The following is a 17703-nucleotide window of genomic DNA, read 5'->3' as shown; positions in this document are numbered from 1 at the left end:
CAGATAACTCGGAGACAAAGTTGGTGGCGACAAGAATCTAGAAAGACTACGTTAAAACTATGCGCATCACCGAGTTACGGTCTCGGCCCTGATCAATAACGTCTTGGTGCCCGCAGCGCCTTTAACCGGGCATCGCATCGCTTTTCTAACAATTCTTATGACAGATAGGCCCTTCGCCAACAGCGACAAATCTGCAATGCTGTGCGAATGGCGGGCGCAAATGGAAGCTCGAGATGGACAGACGGGCAGCTCGATCCCATGCGACACGTGGGTGACGAGCGGGCCGACGAAGTGGTCGAGAAAGTGTTTAAACGGGACGTCAACGAGGTCAATCGGTTGATGCGTACGCTCGTCCGCAACGACCAGCCGGTGCCGACGGATCTGCCTGAGGAGCTCCGGGGCTACGTGACCACTTCGCTATCCCTGCCCGAGTGGGCCGACGCGGACAAGATCAAGAAGGGTCAGGAGGTGTTCGAGGAGTACGGCCTGTTCATCACACTCTGCCTGTTCTGCGCGTCGCTCCCGTCGGCGTATGCGGACGCCAAGGCCGTGAAGGTGCTGTACCTGACCGCCCAGCTCGACACGGATGCACGCCGGCGGGTGATGGAGACCGGCCAGTTTCTGCTCGACGTGTGCACCGTCGGCGGCCTCGATGCAAACGGCAAGGGCCTGCGCGCCATCCAGCACGTCCGCCTGATGCATGCCGCTGTGCGTTACCTGATCAAGGACCGCGCCGGTAAGCACCCCGGCGTGTGGAATTACAGCAGTTGGGGCGTGCCGATCAACCAGGAGGACATGGCCGCGACCATCCTCTCTTTCTGGTATGTCGTCGGAGACCCGATGCGTGGCCTCGGTAAGCGCTTGTCCAGCAAGGAGATCGACGCCTACCTCCACCTGTGGAACGTCATCGGCCACCTGATGGGCGTGCTCGACGACATGCGTCCACACAACGCCGCCGAGGCCAACGCGCTGCTCGACACCATCAAGCGACGGCGCTTCACGGCGTCACCCGAGGGGCAGCACATGACCCGCGCGCTCCTCGCGCTACTCGACCAACTCACGCCCACCCAGGCGTTCGATAAGACGATCCCGCCGCTGATCCGCCACCTGATCGGCGACCAGACCGCCGACCTGCTGCTCGTACCGCCTTTACATCACCGCCGCGAACTCGAACAGCTCGCGCGCATCGCCGACTGGTTCTCCACCCACGTCCTGAGCCTGGTCGGCCGCGCCACGCCGCGCTACCACTTCGTCTCGGAGATAGCCCAGAATTTCGGGCGCGAACTGTTGGAGACTGCGTTGGCGTTAGAGCGGGGTGGGGTGCGCGCGTCGTTCGACATGCCCGATCACCTCGCTCGCGATTGGGAGATTTCGAAGCCTTCGCGCCGTAAGTGACTGTGTGGTCCCGGCGGCTCTCCCCCGCCGGGACCACACAGGGGCCATTCAGCTACCGTGCCCAGACTCCGGCCGCCCTGCGGTCGGCGTTCGCCACCTCTTCCGCGCCGTCGCGCACCGCGTGGCCGAGGTCGACCAGTATCTCGTTGAGCGCGCTCGCCGCCTGGTGCCACTTGAGCTGTTCGGCCTGGTATGCGGCCGCCGCCTCGCGGGTCCACATTTCCTGCAACGGCGCGATCTGTGATCTCAGCTCGTCCAGCGCGGCGTTGAAACGGGCCGCCGTGGTGTGGATCTCCTGGCGTACGGAATGTTCGATTTCGCCGAAGTTGTAGGACAGCACCGGGTCCACTGGTCGTCCGCCCGTCACAGGTTTCCGCCGGCGGCGGCAATGCGGCTGGCGTGATCGTGGCCGGCGTCGCGCAGGGCGGTCTCGTTGTGCCGAATGGTCTCGGCGATCCGGTGCAGGACGTGGTAGAGCCGCGTCGACTCGGCGTTCCAGCGTTCGACTACCTCTTTGAACCGCCCCGCCGCGAGCCCACCCCACACCGACGGCGGTGTGTTGCTCATCCTGCCGATGAAGGCCTGCAGCGTTGCCCGGATTTCGTCATTGCGGGCGTCCGTCGTGTCCGCGACCGAGCGCATGAGGTCGAAGTCGGTGCTCAGTATGTTCGCCATACAAGTTAGGACCGCGTGGGCCGTCGTTTGGTTCCGCCGCAGTCGTGGGCTCAACCGATCGCGTGGGCGGACCGCACCGCCTGCTCGCACGCAGTGCGGACGGCCTCCTCGTCGCCGGACCGACTCTGGCATCCGATGCTGATCCGGACCGGCCCGTCCAGCAGCACCGTCCACCGCACGTGATGGTGGGCGCGCACTTCACGGTAGGTCACCGCGGGCCGGCCGGCGGTGAGGCCGGAGGGATTGAAGTCGACGAACACCCCGGCCGCCTCGGTGTCGATCGCGTGCTTCAACCGCTCCGCGGTGCCGCTCAGCGTCTCGCCGGCCACGGGCGACTGCGTGACGTGCAGCGCCACCTCGGGATCCGACGGCGACGTCACCTGCACCCGGGCCGAACCGGGCCCGGTCACCACCCGCTGCGTGGGCCAGTCGGCGGGCACCGTCACCGTCACCCGGCCTTCCACCAGGAATGTCGTCGGCGCCGGCTGCACCTGAACCGGCGGCGGGATGGGGCGATGGCCCTGAGCCACCACCGTCGGAAGCGCCAGGAACGACCCGGTCACCACGACGGCGACACCGGCAAGCCAAGTCACCATCCGCGCGCGGGATCGAACGCCGCCGGCGCGGGCGGTGGAACGCGGTTCGGGCGGCTCGGCGCGGGCCGTCAGCGCCGACTGCGCCAGCCGGCACAGCCGAGCGTCATCGATTTCCGCCACCGGTCGGCCGCCATCGCGCAGCGCCGCGGTGATCGCCGCGCCGAGCGCCGGCGCCCCGGCGACCGTGCCGGGCACGTCAATCACCACGCCGGCCATCGACCCTCGAGTCATGTCGGCGATGACCGTTGCGGCCTCCTGGGCAACCGAAAGCGGTTCCCCAGCCCGCGATACCGCGACGAGCTCCGCACCGTTGATCGCCACCAACCGCTCGGCGATCTCCACGACCACGGTCGTGTCGCAGTGCCCGTCGGATGCCTGCGCCAACAGCCAGGACCGGGGGCGCGCCAGCACGTCATCGGCCACCCGCTTGGCGGCGGTTGTCACGACGCCGATACGCGTCGACGACCACCACGACGGATACACCAGGACCAGCCCATCGTGGTGCGCGCAATCCAGTGATCGCAGCGCGGCGCGCCACGCTGAATCGACGGTGACCGGGCGTCCGGCGAGGAGCGCCACCCGATCGTCTATCGCGCCCAGCGCCTCCGTCGCAATCTCAGACGCGTCGTCGTCGACACGGTGTTGCGTTGTGCCGCAACATAATCGACGAATCGTGCCGGGGCCGGCCTCGATGATTGCGTGGTGTGGGCCGGGGGTGGGGTTCACGGGGGCGTGGTCCAGGCGACTTGTATCAGCTGTTCGTCACCGCCGCGGGCGATCAGGACGCCGCGGCCCGGCGGCAACCGCGCCGGGCGCCCCGAACCGAACAAAGGCCCCTCGTCCGGGTGTCTACTCATCATCAGGGTCAGGCAGCCAAGGTCACGCAGTCCCGCCAGGAGCGGCTCGAACAACGCGCGCTCTGCGCCGCCGCTGCGGCGCGCCACGATGAGGTGCAACCCCAGATCCCGTGCGAATGGTAGGTATTCGGCGATGGGTGCGAGCGGATTGCCCGACGGGGTTGCGACCAGGTCGTAGTCGTCGACGACGAGATAGATGTCCGGCCCCGACCACCAGGACCTGGCCAGCAGCTGCGCCTGGGTCACGTCGGAAGGTGGCATCCTGCGCTGCAGGACATCGAGCAGGCTCGCCAGCAACGCGCCCAATGCGGCCGCTGACATGGCATAGCCGCCAAGGTGTTCCGACTCGACGACGCCGAGCAGGGCGCGGCGGAAGTCGATCACCCACAGTTGGGCTTCCGCGGCGGCCCGGCTCCGAGCGATCTCGCGGCACAGGGCACGTAGCGTGGCGGTCTTCCCGCACTGATTGTCTCCGAGCACCAGCAGATGCGAATGCCGCTCGAAATCGACCGGCACCGGACCCATTCGGCGCTCGTCGAGACCGAGCAGGATCCGCGCTTGCATGTCGACACCCGCTCGATGCACGACGGTCTCGAGGTCGACGCGGGCGGGCAGCAGCGGTATCGGTGGCGCAACCGTTTCACCGCGGGGGATCTCGTCGATCGGTCGAGCGATCACCATCTGCAGCCCTTCTTGGGAGAGGCCGCGGCCCGGGCGGCCGTGGGGTACCTGATGGGCCCGCTTGCGGTCGATTTCGGAATCCGCCGGATCGCCCAGCCGCAACTCGATGCGGGTGCCGATCTGATCCCTCAGCGAGGGCCTGATCTCGGCCCAGCGCGACGCCGACAACATCACATGCACACCGAACGAAAGCCCTTGTGCTGCAAGGGCGGTGACCGGCGCCTCGAGCGCCTCGAACTCATGACGCAGGCCGGCCCAGCCGTCGACGACGAGGAACACGTCGGCGAAGGGCTCAATGGGGCGCCGCGCCTCCCGGTATCGAACGATAGATTCCATCTCGGCCACCACGCGCCGCACCAGCTCGGGCTCGGCCCGGCCCGCGACGGCGCCCACATGCGGCAACGAGCGGACGGACGCCAGCGCCCCGCCGCCCAAGTCCAGGCAGTAGAACTGCACCCGGCGGGCGTCGTGCGTAGCCGCCAAGGCCGTGATGAGTGTGCGCAGCGCGGTCGATTTGCCCGATTGGGGTGCACCGACGACCGCGACATTGCCTGCGGCCCCGGATAAGTCGACCATCAGCGGCGTGCGGCATTGGTCGAATGGCCGGTCGACGACACCGATCGGCACGGCTAGGTCGGCCGACGCGGATGCGCCGTCGCGAAGCAGCGTGGCAAGTGCGGGCGCCGCACCCAGCGGCGGTAGCCATACTTGGTGCGCGGGCGGTCCCTGACCGACCAGGCGGTCCAGGACCGCCTGCAGGACGGTCCGCGTGGGCGATGCGAACGGCTCCGCCGCCCGGGTGAGGGGGCCGACGGCCCGGGCGCTGAACGGCCTGACCGACAGCTCAGTCACCGGCGGAGCGCAAGACGGCGCGTGGGCCTCGAGCGGCGTCGAAACAGACGCGGCCTGAAAGCGAATCGGCTCGCCGTTGCTGCACCGGAGGAAACCCGCGCCGGGCGTATTGGGCAGGTGATACGCGTCGGGTGTCCCCAAAGCCGCGCGGGATTCCCCGGCCGACAGGGTCTTCAGGCAGATCCGGTAGGAAAGATGAGCCTCCAGCCCCCGCAACCGGCCCTCGTCGAGCCGCTGACTGGCCAGCAGCAAATGCACACCCAGCGACCGGCCGAGCCGGCCGATCGCGACGAACACATCGGCGAAATCTGGGTGCTGACTGAGCAATTCGGAGAACTCGTCGACGATGACGAACAACGTCGGCAGCGGGGGCAACCCGCCGCCCGCCCGGCGTGCGCGTTGGAAGGCCGCGATGCTGGCGCATCGTGCGGTTCGCAGCAGTTGTTGCCGGCGGTTCATTTCGCCGGCCAGCGCGTCGTGCATCCGGGCCACCAGCGGCGCCTCATCGGCGAGGTTGGTGATGATCGCGGCCACGTGTGGGGCCCGCGCCAGATCGAGAAACGTTGCGCCGCCCTTGAAATCGATGAGAAGCAGGTTCAGCGATTCGGGAGAGTTCCGGGCCATCATGCCCAGCGCGATGGTGCGCAGCAGCTCCGACTTGCCCGACCCGGTGGCGCCCAGGCACAGCCCGTGTGGCCCCATACCGTTTTCGGCGGGCTCTTTGATGTCCAGTACCAGCCGCATACCGTCGATGGTCGTTCCGATGGGAACGCAGAGTCGATCATCGTCGGCGACATCCGCGGGGCCGGCCAAGTCCAGCCAGCCGCCGTCGTCGACCGCGCTTGCGCCGCCGGCCCGGTATCGGGCCAGCCGGCGGGCGCATACCAGCGCGTCGAGTGCATCCATCCGGTCGGGGCGCGGCACCGGTTGAACCTCGCCGGCCACCTGAAGCGTCAATGCCGTGCCTTCGCCGCCGGCACCGACCCGCAGGACGGTCGTATCCTTGATCGCGCCGGCGGCACCCGGGTCGCTGTGCTCGTCGAGGTCGGCAACGATCACCCGGTGCGCTGCCACGGTACCGGCGAGCGCGTCCCGCGCCTCGGCCATGCTCCGATACACCATGCGGGCAGACCCCACCGCATCGACGGCGGTCGGATCTTGGTTGTGCGGCAGCCACTTCAGCCAATCCCAGTGGGCTTGGCGTCGATCGCTGACCGCGGCGGCGATCAACAACTGGTCCGGCGGGTGCAGCACGGCCAGTTGGCAGACCAGCGCGCGCAGCAGCCCGCGTGCGGCGTCCGCATCGCCGTCGACCGTCACCGTCCCCACGGCGCGCAACCCCACCGTGACGGGAACCTCGGCGACGGTTGAGTGTGTGTCGACGAAGCGACGCAAAGCCACAGCAGTAACCGGATCCGAGCGCGGCCCGGATTCGGCCTCCGCGGCCACCAAGCGGGTGGCAAGCGGCTGTGTTCCGACACCAACGCGGACAAGGCAGAAGTCCGGGTCGGACGCTTGCCGCTCCCACATCCGGGGACCGCCGATCAAGGTCCACAGCGTATCCGGGTCGGGGTGGTTCCAGAGTAGCGAGAAGCGCTGGGCCGCAGCCGTTTCGGTGACCGTCCTGCGAAGCCCGCTCAGATACCCGAGGTAGTCCACCCGGTCCACGTCGATGCCGCCGCCGCGCCGCTGGCCGCGCCCGCTGGCCACCGTCACGGCCGTTGAAACCAGCATCATGATCGGAAACGCCACGAACATGGGGTTGCGGGTAACCGCCGAGCCCGACCAGAAGCTCGCCGCCATGGCGGCCAGAGTCGCAATCACCGCGACAACCGGCACCAGTCGCGGCAGCAGGCTCGGCGGCCGCGGCGGCGGGCCCGGCGGCGCATCAACCGCGATGTCCGTTGTCGCGACCGCCGGCGGTGGCCGCCGCGCCACCGGCGTGAAACACCCAGTCAAACTTGGCCCCCTCCCACCGCTTGGCGACGCTAAGCAGGGCCGGAGTCCGCTGCAACTCACCTGTGGACAGATGGATACCCCGGGTCCGAAATGTGGCTACTGTGCCGGTAATCCGAGCGAAGGGGTCGCCGTTGCCTGCGTCCGATCCGGGGCTGCGCCGCGTGTCAGTGCACGCGGGCACCACCGACGTCGATCTAGCCCTGCCCACCGGCGTGCCCGTCGCCGTCCTGATCCCGTCGATCGTCGACATCCTGGACGGCAGCGGCCAGGGGAGTTCCGGCGATCTCGAGGCCAAGCGCTATCAGCTGTGCACACCTGGCGCGTTCGCCTTCGATACCTCGACGACCCTGGCGCAGAACGGCATCCGCGACGGCGACGTTCTGGTCCTGATCCAGTCTCCTACGCCGCCGCCCGCTCCCCGTTATGACGATGTGGCCGAGGCCGTGTCGACGATGCTGGACGCAGCGCTGCGGCCCGAGACGCAGCCGCAGGCAACCCGGCTCACCGGTGCTGTAGCGGCGAGCTGCCTGACCGTGATCGGCGCGCTGGCGCTCATCCGAAACGCCGCCACGGCCAACGCCTTCGGCGAAAGCCGCACCGCCGCAGGTGTCGCGGCGTTGGCCGGGTTCGTCGCGCTGCTGGGTGCGGCGATCGCACACCGTTCCTATCGCGACGCCATGGCCGGTCTTGCACTAAGCGTCATGGGCATTGCGTTCGCGGCGGTTGCCGGCTTTCTGGCGGTGCCCGGCGCCCCGGCGACCCCCAACGCATTGCTGGCCGCCGCGGCGGCGGCAGCCACATCGGTGTTGGCGATGCGCGTCGTGGGGTGCGGTGTCGTCACGTTGACCGCAGTCGCGTGCGCCGCGACGCTCGTCGCTGCCGCCGCGCTGGTGGGCGTGATGACCGCCGCCCCGCTGCCCGCGCTTGGTTCGGTATCCACGCTGATATGCCTGGGTCTGATCGGGTTAGCGCCGCGCCTGTCGATCGCGCTGGCCGGGTTGTCGCCGCGGCTCGCACCGCCGCCCGATCTGGAGCCCGCGGACGGCTTGGCCGACAAGGCATTCCGCGCTGACAACTGGCTGACGGGCCTGCTTGCGGCGTTCTCGTCGTCAGCCGCCGCGGGTGCCGTCGTCACCGTGCTGGGCGGCGCCCCACGACTGTGCTGCATGGGCTTTGGCGCCCTCACCGGCGCGTCGCTGCTGCTGCACGCTCGTTCACACGCCCGGGCAAGGAGGTTGGTGTTTGTCAGCGGCGGAATCGCCGTCATCGCCACGACATTCGCGGCCGTGGCCTCCGGCGTGCCGGGCCGCGGTGGGTGGCTAGCCGCGGCGACGGCGACGCTGGCCGCCACCGCGATCTGCCTGGGCTTCGTCGCCCCGGGCGTCTCGCCGTCACCGCTCCTGCGCCGCGGCGTCGAGGTCCTGGAATGCGTGACGCTGGCCGCTCTGGTGCCCCTGACGTGCTGGGTATGCGGCCTCTACAACACCGTTCGCGGGTTGACGCTGACGTGATCGCCTCCCGTGTCGCGCGCCTGCTCGCGGTGTCGGTGCTGGCGGCGTTGTCAGCGCTGGGATCGCCGTCGGCGCAGGCGGTCTCGCCGCCGCAGATCGACGACAAGTGGCTGCCCAAGCCGGCCCTGCCTGCGCCGCCCTGGCCGACGGTGCAGCGCGAGGTCTGCGCGACGATGACGGCCGCGCCGCAACCGGCCCGTAGCCAGCTCGTGGGTCTCGACGACTTGCCGCGGGTCTGGCAGCTCACACGTGGTGCGGGACAACGAATCGCGGTCATCGACACCGGCGTTTCCCGGCAGCCCCGGCTGCCCGACGTGGTGGCCGGAGGGGACTACGTGGCCGGCGGCGATGGCACTCAGGACTGTGACGCGCACGGCACGCTGGTCGCCGCGATCATCGCTGCCACGCCGGATTCCGCGGGCGGCGGCCTCGGTGGAGTGGCACCCGATGCGACGTTGATCAGCATCCGCCAGTCCAGTGCGAAGTTCGCTCCAGCCAGCGAGCGGTCCCGCGCCGGGGTCGGGGACGTCGACACCATGGCGAAAGCCATCCGGACGGCGGCCGACCTCGGCGCGTCGGTGATCAACATTTCGTCGGTGGCATGCGTTCCGGTCGCGTCGGCGCCCGACGATCGAGCGCTGGGCGCCGCGCTGGCCTACGCGGTGGACGTCAAGAATGCCGTCATCGTGGCCGCGGCGGGCAACACCGGCGAAGCCGCGCAGTGTCCGCCCCAGCGCTCCGATGCCACCTGGCAGACCGTCACGGTCGTGGCCAGTCCGGCCTGGTACGACGACTACGTGCTGGCCGTCGGTTCGGTGAACGCCGACGGGACGCCGTCGGCCTTCACGCTTGCCGGGCCGTGGGTGGACGTCGCGGCCACCGGTGAGGCGGTGACTCCCCTCGGCTCGCAACCGGTGTCCGGCACCAGTTATGCCGCCCCCGTGGTCAGCGGGCTGGCCGCGCTGATCCGGGCGCGATTCCCGGCGTTGACCGCACGGCAGGTGATGCAGCGCATCGAATCGACCGCGCATCACCCGCCCGCCGGATCGGATCCCCTGGTCGGCAACGGCACGATCGACGCCCTGGCCGCGGTCAGCACCGACGCCGGTCCGACGCCGGACACCTCCAAACCGGCTCCACCCCCGGCGCCGATCGCAACACCGCCGGCACCCAGACCGCCGCATTCCGGGGCCCGCGCCACCGCCGTGCGCGGCGCGGCCCTATGCCTCCTTGCGCTGATGGGAGTGCTGGCGGCCGGTGCGGCCACCGGCCGGTTACGGTCCCGCAACCGTGTCGCGGGCGGCTAACGCGCTCTGCCGGGCCAGTTCGGGCCCGGACGGCAGCGTGGTCAACACCGGCCACGGCGCGGCGATCGGCGCCGGCAGCCCGAGGTCACGTTCCGCCTCGTCGTCGTGAATCGCGAACCGCACTCCGGTGTCGATGACCAGGTATCGCGTACCGACTCGGCCATTCCCGCGCACGTAGGCGCTCCTGCCGGGCGGCAGGTAGGCCGCGTCCAGCGCGGGACCGCGGCCATCGGCTTGCGCCAGGCTCACCGGCACCTGGCCGGGCGGCACCGGCAGGCCGCTGCCGGTCATAAACGCGATGTCGGCATTCCCGGACGGCGCCGGGCGCCACGCGACGCACACGGTAGTGCCGCCGTCGACCAGGGTCGGCGCCCGCTCGGGGTAACCGGCCACCGGCAGCGTGTTCACGATTCCGGTGGCGCGGATCGCGTCCGGCGCCACCGCGATGGCCTCGGCCGTGCCGTGTGAGTTGCGGAAACGGAGCAGGTCCGCGGCCACCCGCCCGATGCGCTGGACACCGGAGGCCAAAACCACGTAATACTCCTCCCCATCGCCGCGGCTGATGCGCAGCACACTCCCGATCGGGAATCCGGGCAGGCCCGCCGCCGGGCCGCCGGCGCCGGGAATCCGCGGAACGCCGATCGGCGGCGCCTCGGGCACGGCGTTCAGCAACGACGGCGAGACCACCCGCGGCGCGCGGCCCTCCAGCCTGAGCGCTCGCAGAACCGCGGCGTCGGCGAGGTCGACCACCGCCCGCTGGCCGTTGTAGAGCAGCTGGGCCGGCGAACCGGCGGGCGGCGCGACCAGCATGGCCTGATCGGCGGCCAGGCGGCGGGCCGCCGATACGTCGGCGGTTCCGACGACGACGGTCGTTGCGCCGGCGCCGTCCGTATCACAGATCGTCCAGGCGGACTCAGCGTCGGGCAGCGGATTACCCAGAAGCTGCGGTGCGCCCGGAATGCCAAGCAGCGGACCTCGTTTGGTGCGGCGCAAATCGGTCTCGCGCACCGGTCGCGGGTCGTCGGCCGTCCCCGCGATCAACCGCGCCGAGGCCAAGTTCAGCGCCGGGTGCCAGGTATCGCCCACTCGCACGTACAGCGCCCCGGACGGTTGGGCCAGCACGATTCGCGCGTGATCGAGGTCCGCGCGCGGCCGTAGCAAACCGAGCACCGCGCATCCGGCAACGGCGATGGCCGCCAGAACGCACCCGGTCGCGACGGAGGCCGAGCGCGCGCGCAGCGATTCGTTGACCGCGCCGATGTCCCTACCCAGCAACGCGCATTCGATTCGGCGCAGCAGAAACCGGTATCCGCTGACCTGCAGCCCTGTGGTCGGCGGGCATGGCGGCGATCGGTCCAAAATCCCCCCGGGAAATTTGTCGAATGCTGACCCTCGGCCCCACGTTAAGCGCAGGTTGGCTGCCCGCGCGTCATCCATCCACAGACCGGCTAATTTTCCGTCTGCGCTGGTTGCCGGTAACATTTCGGCGTGTCTTCCCACCGCTTAGCTCGCTGGGTGGGCCCGGGGGTTTCTGCACTGGTCACCGCCGCCGGCCTGCTGTTCGCCCCCACTATCGCGTCCGAGACCCCGGTCGCCTCCGCCGATGACTGCCCGGACGTCGAGGTCATCTTCGCCCGCGGCACCAACGAGCCGCCCGGCCTGGGGCGCGTCGGTGACGCCTTCGTCGACGCGCTGCGCCAGCAGGCCCCCGGTCTGAAGTTCGACACCTACGGGGTGAACTACGCCGCCAGCAAGCTGCAGCTGCACGGCGGTGACGGCGCCAACGACACCATCAACCGCGTCAAGCAGGCGGTGGCCAAGTGCCCCAACACCCAGATCGTGCTGGGCGGCTACTCGCAGGGCGCGTCGGTGATGGACATCGTGGCCGGCGTTCCCATCGGCGGCATCAACTGGGGCAGCTCGCTGCCGCCCGAATACGCCAAGAACATCACGGCCGTCGCCACCTTCGGCGACGTGGCCGACCGCGCCGGCGGCACGCTGCCCACCCAGAGCGCGCTGCTCGGCTCCAAGGCGATCGACCTGTGCAACCCCAGCGACCCGATCTGCCACGCCGGCCCCGGCAACGAGTGGAGCGGTCACACCGAGGGCTACGTCCCCGCCTACACCAATCAGGCGGCGGCCTTCGTCGCGTCCAAGCTCCTGGCCGGCGCCAACCCGCAGGTGCCCGGCTACGGGCCCCAGTACTCGCCGCAGACGCCCGGGTACGGCCCGCAGACACCCGGCTATGGCCCGCAGACACCCGGCTATGGCCCGCAGACCCCGGGATCGGGCCCGTCCGTCCCCGCGCCGAACACCCCTAACACGCCGATCGCGCCCAGTACGCCGATCCCGCAAGCACCGCTCGTCTAAATCGTTACCGGCGCTTGACCATAGGTCCGTAGCCTCGCAGTGTGAGGCTTATCCGCCTGGGGCTGGCCGCCGCATTCCTTGCGGCGGCCGCGTTTTGGCTTGCTCCGCAACTGTTGCCTCGTGCCTTCGCGTCGTGCCCCGACGTCGAGGTGGTGTTCGCCCGGGGCACCGACGAGCCGCCCGGCGTCGGAAAGGTGGGCCAGGCCTTCGTCAGCTCACTGCGCCAGAAGACCCGCAAAAGCGTTGGCTCATACGGGGTTAACTACCCAGCGAGCAAGGACTTCCTGGCCGCCGCGAACGGCGCGAACGACGCCAGCAACCACGTGCAGCAGATGGCCAACAACTGCCCGAACACCAAGGTGGTGCTCGGCGGATACTCCCAAGGCGCGGCCGTCGTCGACATCGTCACCGCCGCACCGGTTCCCGGCCTCGGTTTCCATCAGCCGCTGCCCACCGGGGCCGCCGACCACGTCGCCGCCGTCGCCCTGTTCGGAAATCCGTCCGGCCGCGCGGGTGGCCTGATGAACGTCCTGACACCGAATTTCGACGGCAAGACCATCGACCTGTGCAACCCGGGCGACCCGATCTGCTCGAACGGCAATCAGTGGGCCGCGCACCTGGGTTACGTGCCTGGGCTGACCAACCAGGCCGCCGGTTTCGTCGCCGCCAAGGTGTAGGCCCGATGGTGGCGACCCGCATCGCCCGGCTACGCCGCGCTCGCGATCGCCACTAGGTCGGCGTGCGCAGATCCCGGGTGATCAAGGTCCGCGCCCCAAGCTGGTCGTCGGGCGGGTAGTCGACGCCGATCAGCGTCAAGCCGTGCGCCGGTGCGGCGGCGAAGTCGCTGGACCTGTCTGTCGCGCTGAGCAATCCGCGACACCAGGAGACGGGGCGGCGGTGTTCGCCGACGGCCAGCAGCGCCCCGACCAGTGACCGCACCATCGACCAGCAGAACGCGTCGGCGCTGACGTGCGCGGTGATCAGATCGCCCTCGCGCGACCAGTCGAACCGCTGCAGGTCGCGGATGGTGGTGGCGCCTTCGCGCTGACGGCAGAACGCCGCAAAGTCGTGCAGCCCCACCAGGTCTCGTGACGCCGCGGCCATCGCGTCCAGGTCCAGCACGTGCGGCCAGGCGGTGACGTAGCGCGCCAGCTGCGGCTGCACACCGTACGGGGCCGTCGACAGCCGGTAGGTGTAGTGGCGGCGCAGCGCCGAGAACCGCGCGTCGAAATCCGCTGGGGCGCGGGAGATGTGGAGCACCCGGACGTCGGGGGGTAGGAACCGGCCCAGGCGGCGCACCAGCGGCAGGAATTCCGGCTCGCCCACGCGCGGGGCGCGGGGGTAGGCGTTGGGCAGCGCGTCGACGGGCACGTCGACGTGGGCCACCTGGCCGGTGGCATGCACGCCGGCATCGGTGCGCCCGGCCGCGCGCAGCCGCACCGGCGTACGGAAAACCGTCGTCAGCGCCTCATCGAGGACGCCGGCGACGGTCCGCTGTCCGGTCTGATCCGCCCAGCCCGCGAATTCCGTTCCGTCATAGGCGATGTCGAGCCGAAGACGGACGTCCTCGTTAACTCTCGTCAGCCTCGTCAGCCGCCTCGGCCTCGGCCTCGGCCCTGGCCTCCACGGCCTTGTCGTGCTGCTCCTCGGCCTTGGCCTCGGCGTCGGTAGCCGCTTCGGGAGCCTCCTCGACCGCGGCCTGCGGCGCCGCCGCCGCGGCCTCGGGGGCAGCGTCCGCCGACTCGTCGAGGGCCGAAGCGTCCACCGCTTCGGGCTCGACCGCGGCCTGCGGTGCCGCCGCGGCGGCCTCGGGGGCGGCCTTCTTCGACGCCTTGACGCGACGCGCCCGGTCGGCCTCGGCGGTCACCGTCTTCTCCCGCACCAGCTCGATCACGGCCATCGGGGCGTTGTCGCCCTTGCGCGCCTCGACCTTGATGATGCGGGTATAGCCGCCGTTGCGGTCGGCGAAGAACGGCCCGATCTCCTCGAACAGGACGTGCACCACGTCCTTGTCGCGGATCTTCTTGAGAACCTCTCGACGGTTGTGCAGCGTGCCCTTCTTCGCGTGCGTGATCAGCTTCTCCGCGTACGGACGCAGCGCACGGGCCTTCGGCTCGGTCGTCTTGATGCGGCCGTGCTCGAACAGCGACGTGGCCAGGTTGGCCAGAAGGGCCTTCTGGTGCGAAGACGACCCGCCGAGGCGAGGGCCCTTGGTGGGCTTGGGCATTGCTGACGCTCCTGTCTAGATGGTTCTCAAAAGCCGTTACAGCTGTTCGGTTTCCGCGTAGTCCTGGTCGTCGTAGGCGGCCTCGGTGGACCAGGTGCCGGTGGCGACGTCGTAGCCCGCGACCTCCGACGGGTCGAAGGTGGGCGGGCTGTCCTTGAGCGACAGACCCAGCTGGTGCAGCTTGACCTTCACCTCGTCGATCGACTTCTGACCGAAGTTGCGGATGTCGAGCAGGTCGGATTCGGTGCGCGACACCAGCTCGCCGACGGTGTGCACGCCCTCGCGCTTGAGGCAGTTGTAGGACCGCACGGTCAGGTCCAGGTCGTCGATCGGCAGCGCGAACGACGCGATGTGGTCCGCCTCGGCCGGCGACGGCCCGATCTCGATGCCCTCGGCCTCGACGTTGAGTTCCCGTGCCAGACCGAACAATTCGACCAGGGTCTTGCCCGCCGACGCCAGCGCGTCGCGGGGGGTGATCGAGCTCTTGGTCTCCACGTCCAGGATCAGCTTGTCGAAGTCGGTGCGCTGCTCGACACGGGTGGCGTCCACCTTGTAGGTGACCTTGAGCACCGGCGAGTAGATGGAATCGACTGGGATGCGGCCGATTTCGGCGCCCGACGCGCGATTCTGCACGGCCGGGACGTAACCGCGGCCACGCTCGACGACGAGTTCGACCTCGAGCTTGCCCTTGTCGTTCAGCGTCGCGATGTGCATGGCGGGGTTGTGCACGGTGACGCCCGCGGGCGGCACGATGTCGCCCGCGGTGACCTCGCCCGGGCCCTGCTTGCGCAGGTACATGGTGACCGGCTCGTCCTCCTCGGAGGACACGACCAGGCCCTTGAGGTTCAGGATGATGTCGGTGACGTCTTCCTTGACGCCGGGCACGGTGGTGAACTCGTGCAGCACGCCGTCGATGCGGATGCTGGTGACGGCCGCGCCGGGGATCGACGACAGCAGCGTGCGCCGCAGCGAATTGCCCAGGGTGTAACCGAATCCGGGCTCCAGCGGCTCGATGACGAACTGGGACCGGTTGTCGGTGAGGACTTCCTCCGACAGTGTGGGTCGCTGAGAGATCAGCATGGTGTTTCTTCTTCTCCTTCTCGGCACCCGCTATTTGATGCCGTTTCCTTCTCCTGCGCCGACCCGCTGCGCTCGGCTTCGCCGCGCTTGCGATCACCGCAGACCTGCACCGGTTGGCGCAGGGGGTCTTTACTTCGAGTAGTACTCGACGATCAGCTGCTCGCTGAGCGGCACGTCGATCTGCGCGCGCTCGGGCAACTGGTGGATAAGGATGCGTTGCCGCTCCCCCACCACCTGCAGCCAGCTCGGGAGCGGGCGGTCGCCCGCGGTCTCCCGCGCGATCTGGAACGGCACCGTGTTCAGCGAGTTGTCCCGCACGTCGATGATGTCGTATTGCGACACCCGGTAGCTGGGGACGTCGACGCGCACGCCGTTGACCGTGAAGTGGCCGTGGCTGACGAGCTGGCGGGCCATCCGGCGGGTGCGCGCCAGCCCGGCGCGGTACACGACGTTGTCGAGCCGGCTTTCCAGGATCCTCAGCAGCTCCTCACCCGTCTTGCCGGGCTGTCGCACGGCCTCTTCGTAGTAGCGGCGGAACTGCTTTTCCATCACGCCGTAGGTGAAGCGCGCCTTCTGCTTCTCCTGCAGCTGCAGCAGGTATTCGCTTTCCTTGATCCGCGCGCGGCCGTGCTGGCCGGGCGGGTAGGGACGCTTCTCGAAGGCCTGGTCGCCACCGACGAGGTCGGTGCGCAGCCGGCGCGACTTGCGGGTGATGGGTCCGGTGTAACGAGCCATGATTCCCTCCTAGACCCTTCTGCGCTTGGGCGGCCGGCATCCGTTGTGCGGCTGCGGGGTGACGTCGGCGATCGCACCCACCTCCAGCCCCGCGGCCTGCAGCGACCGGATCGCGGTCTCCCGGCCCGAGCCCGGGCCCTTAACGAACACGTCGACCTTCTTCACGCCGTGCTCCTGGGCCTTGCGCGCGGCGTTCTCCGCGGCCAGCTGGGCGGCGAACGGCGTCGACTTGCGCGAGCCCTTGAAGCCGACGTGACCCGACGACGCCCAGGCGATGACGTTGCCCGACGGGTCGGTGATCGTCACGATCGTGTTGTTGAACGTGCTCTTGATGTGCGCGGCGCCGTGCGGGATGTTCTTCTTTTCCCGCTTACGGGTCTTGTGCTGCCCCTTCTTGGGGGCAGAGGCTGCCTTCTTGGCTGGTGGCATGGGGGATTACCTGGCCTTCTTCTTGCCTGCGATGGTGCGCTTGGGGCCCTTGCGGGTCCGCGCGTTGGTCTTGGTTCGCTGGCCGCGCACCGGCAGGCCGCGGCGGTGCCGCAGGCCCTGGTAGCAGCCGATCTCGATCTTGCGGCGGATGTCGGCCTGCACCTCGCGGCGCAGGTCACCCTCCACCTTGAGGTTGGCTTCGATGTAGTCACGCAAGTGGGTGAGCTGGTCATCGGTCAGGTCCCTGGTGCGCAGGTCTCTTTCGATGCCGGTGGCCGCCAGAATCTCGTTCGAGCGGGTACGGCCTATGCCGAAAATGTAGGTCAGGGCGATCTCCATCCGCTTATCGCGCGGCAGATCGACGCCCACTAGTCGAGCCATGGGTGGCGTTTCCTCTTATCTCTGCGGAGGTCTGATCCCAGCCCGTTCCCCTTGAAGGGGGCCCGGCCTCCGTCCGGGCGTGGATGAGCGGCCCATCTCTATAGATGCCAGCCGCTCACTGGTGCTGGGAGGTCTGCATTCAGTTGTGTGGGCGACCTAAAAGGCTTAGCCCTGGCGCTGCTTGTGGCGCGGATCGGAGCAGATCACCATGACCCGCCCATGCCGACGGATCACCCTGCACTTGTCACAGATTGGCTTGACGCTCGGGTTCACCTTCACGGCTGTTTCGATCCTGTTCTTGTCTACTCGTCGGTGGTTGCTTCGGGCTTTACGTCACTTGTACCGGTACACGATGCGGCCCCGGGACAGGTCGTAGGGAGACAACTCGACCACCACCCGGTCTTCGGGCAGGATGCGGATGTAGTGCTGCCGCATCTTGCCGCTGATGTGGGCGAGCACCTTGTGACCGTTCTCCAGCTCAATGCGGAACATCGCATTGGGCAGGGGCTCGACCACGCGGCCCTCGACCTCGATGGCACCGTCCTTCTTGGCCATACTTTTCAGAAATCCTCGTCATTCGTTTCGTTCGAATAGCGCCCGGATCGGCGCAACATTTACCCCGACTTCAAACGTGAGCCGGTGACAGGA

The 17703-nt window shown here is 69.0% G+C and carries 18 protein-coding genes; 5 read left to right on the top strand and 13 right to left on the bottom strand.

From position 1 onward, the window contains the following. Positions 1 to 267: 267 nt before the first annotated feature. Positions 268 to 1395 carry an oxygenase MpaB family protein gene (locus A5764_RS20330; RefSeq protein WP_197501644.1) on the top strand — a complete coding sequence of 376 codons (1128 nt, stop codon included), beginning with the start codon at positions 268 to 270 and terminating at the stop codon, positions 1393 to 1395. A 52-nt stretch (positions 1396 to 1447) separates the two neighbouring features. Here the strand turns inward: A5764_RS20330 and A5764_RS20325 are convergent, their stop codons facing one another. From A5764_RS20325 to eccCa, 4 genes are read right to left on the bottom strand one after another with little or no spacing between them, the layout of a single operon-like run. After that, a complete protein-coding gene (locus A5764_RS20325) occupies positions 1448 to 1744 on the bottom strand; it encodes a WXG100 family type VII secretion target (protein WP_067116184.1) in 297 nt (98 codons plus the stop codon). A gap of 14 nt (positions 1745 to 1758) precedes the next feature. Beyond that, positions 1759 to 2070, bottom strand: coding sequence for a WXG100 family type VII secretion target (locus A5764_RS20320; protein WP_067116181.1), 312 nt, complete (start codon positions 2068 to 2070; stop codon positions 1759 to 1761). 50 nt (positions 2071 to 2120) lie between these two features. Continuing rightward, positions 2121 to 3392, bottom strand: a complete 1272-nt coding sequence (locus A5764_RS20315; protein ID WP_067116179.1) for a type VII secretion-associated protein — start codon at positions 3390 to 3392, stop codon at positions 2121 to 2123. Continuing rightward, entirely contained in the window at positions 3389 to 7015 is a 3627-nt protein-coding gene (gene eccCa / locus A5764_RS20310) for a type VII secretion protein EccCa (RefSeq protein WP_082951818.1), read from the bottom strand. The genes A5764_RS20315 and eccCa overlap by 4 nt, the downstream gene beginning before the upstream one ends. Positions 7016 to 7146: 131 nt before the next feature. On the opposite strand from eccCa, the gene eccD reads away from it, so the two are divergent. Next, the gene (eccD, locus tag A5764_RS20305; protein WP_067116174.1) at positions 7147 to 8526 is read left to right on the top strand and encodes a type VII secretion integral membrane protein EccD; all 1380 of its coding nucleotides are present in this window, start codon (positions 7147 to 7149) and stop codon (positions 8524 to 8526) included. Beyond that, positions 8484 to 9833: a type VII secretion-associated serine protease mycosin gene (gene mycP, locus A5764_RS20300; protein ID WP_082951817.1), complete on the top strand. Its 1350-nt coding sequence runs from the start codon at positions 8484 to 8486 to the stop codon at positions 9831 to 9833. Before eccD ends, mycP begins: the two co-directional genes overlap by 43 nt. Here the strand turns inward: mycP and eccB are convergent. Then, positions 9801 to 11192, bottom strand: coding sequence for a type VII secretion protein EccB (gene eccB, locus A5764_RS20295; protein WP_067116171.1), 1392 nt, complete (start codon positions 11190 to 11192; stop codon positions 9801 to 9803). The genes mycP and eccB overlap by 33 nt on opposite strands. A 129-nt stretch (positions 11193 to 11321) precedes the next feature. Between eccB and A5764_RS20290 the strand changes: the two genes are divergently transcribed. Both A5764_RS20290 and A5764_RS20285 read left to right on the top strand, forming a co-directional pair. After that, complete coding sequence (locus A5764_RS20290; RefSeq protein ID WP_067116169.1) at positions 11322 to 12203, top strand: cutinase family protein; 882 nt, start codon at positions 11322 to 11324, stop codon at positions 12201 to 12203. Positions 12204 to 12244: 41 nt separating this feature from the next. After that, complete coding sequence (locus A5764_RS20285) at positions 12245 to 12880, top strand: cutinase family protein (RefSeq protein WP_067116166.1); 636 nt, start codon at positions 12245 to 12247, stop codon at positions 12878 to 12880. A 52-nt stretch (positions 12881 to 12932) separates the two neighbouring features. Here the strand turns inward: A5764_RS20285 and truA are convergent, their stop codons facing one another. From truA to infA, 8 genes are all read right to left on the bottom strand, one after another. Beyond that, on the bottom strand, positions 12933 to 13796 hold the full coding sequence (gene truA / locus A5764_RS20280; protein WP_082951815.1) for a tRNA pseudouridine(38-40) synthase TruA: 864 nt from the start codon (positions 13794 to 13796) through the stop codon (positions 12933 to 12935). Then, on the bottom strand, positions 13774 to 14430 hold the full coding sequence (gene rplQ / locus A5764_RS20275) for a 50S ribosomal protein L17 (protein WP_067116159.1): 657 nt from the start codon (positions 14428 to 14430) through the stop codon (positions 13774 to 13776). The genes truA and rplQ overlap by 23 nt, the downstream gene beginning before the upstream one ends. Before the next feature lie 36 nt (positions 14431 to 14466). Next, the gene (locus A5764_RS20270) at positions 14467 to 15510 is read right to left on the bottom strand and encodes a DNA-directed RNA polymerase subunit alpha (protein ID WP_067116156.1); all 1044 of its coding nucleotides are present in this window, start codon (positions 15508 to 15510) and stop codon (positions 14467 to 14469) included. A gap of 129 nt (positions 15511 to 15639) precedes the next feature. Continuing rightward, complete coding sequence (gene rpsD / locus A5764_RS20265; RefSeq protein ID WP_067116153.1) at positions 15640 to 16245, bottom strand: 30S ribosomal protein S4; 606 nt, start codon at positions 16243 to 16245, stop codon at positions 15640 to 15642. A gap of 9 nt (positions 16246 to 16254) precedes the next feature. Beyond that, a complete protein-coding gene (gene rpsK / locus A5764_RS20260) occupies positions 16255 to 16674 on the bottom strand; it encodes a 30S ribosomal protein S11 (protein WP_067116150.1) in 420 nt (139 codons plus the stop codon). A gap of 6 nt (positions 16675 to 16680) precedes the next feature. Continuing rightward, a complete protein-coding gene (gene rpsM, locus A5764_RS20255) occupies positions 16681 to 17055 on the bottom strand; it encodes a 30S ribosomal protein S13 (protein ID WP_067116146.1) in 375 nt (124 codons plus the stop codon). Between the two features lie 165 nt (positions 17056 to 17220). Next, on the bottom strand, positions 17221 to 17334 hold the full coding sequence (gene rpmJ, locus A5764_RS27735; RefSeq protein ID WP_003879483.1) for a 50S ribosomal protein L36: 114 nt from the start codon (positions 17332 to 17334) through the stop codon (positions 17221 to 17223). A 54-nt stretch (positions 17335 to 17388) separates the two neighbouring features. Beyond that, complete coding sequence (gene infA, locus A5764_RS20250) at positions 17389 to 17610, bottom strand: translation initiation factor IF-1 (protein WP_003418601.1); 222 nt, start codon at positions 17608 to 17610, stop codon at positions 17389 to 17391. Positions 17611 to 17703: the final 93 nt, after the last annotated feature.

Origin of the sequence: Mycobacterium sp. 852002-51057_SCH5723018 (assembly GCF_001667035.1) — a bacterium.
GTDB lineage: Bacteria > Actinomycetota > Actinomycetes > Mycobacteriales > Mycobacteriaceae > Mycobacterium.
The sequence above is the reverse complement of the archived record's forward strand: the minus strand, read 5'-3'. Positions and strand labels throughout refer to the sequence as shown.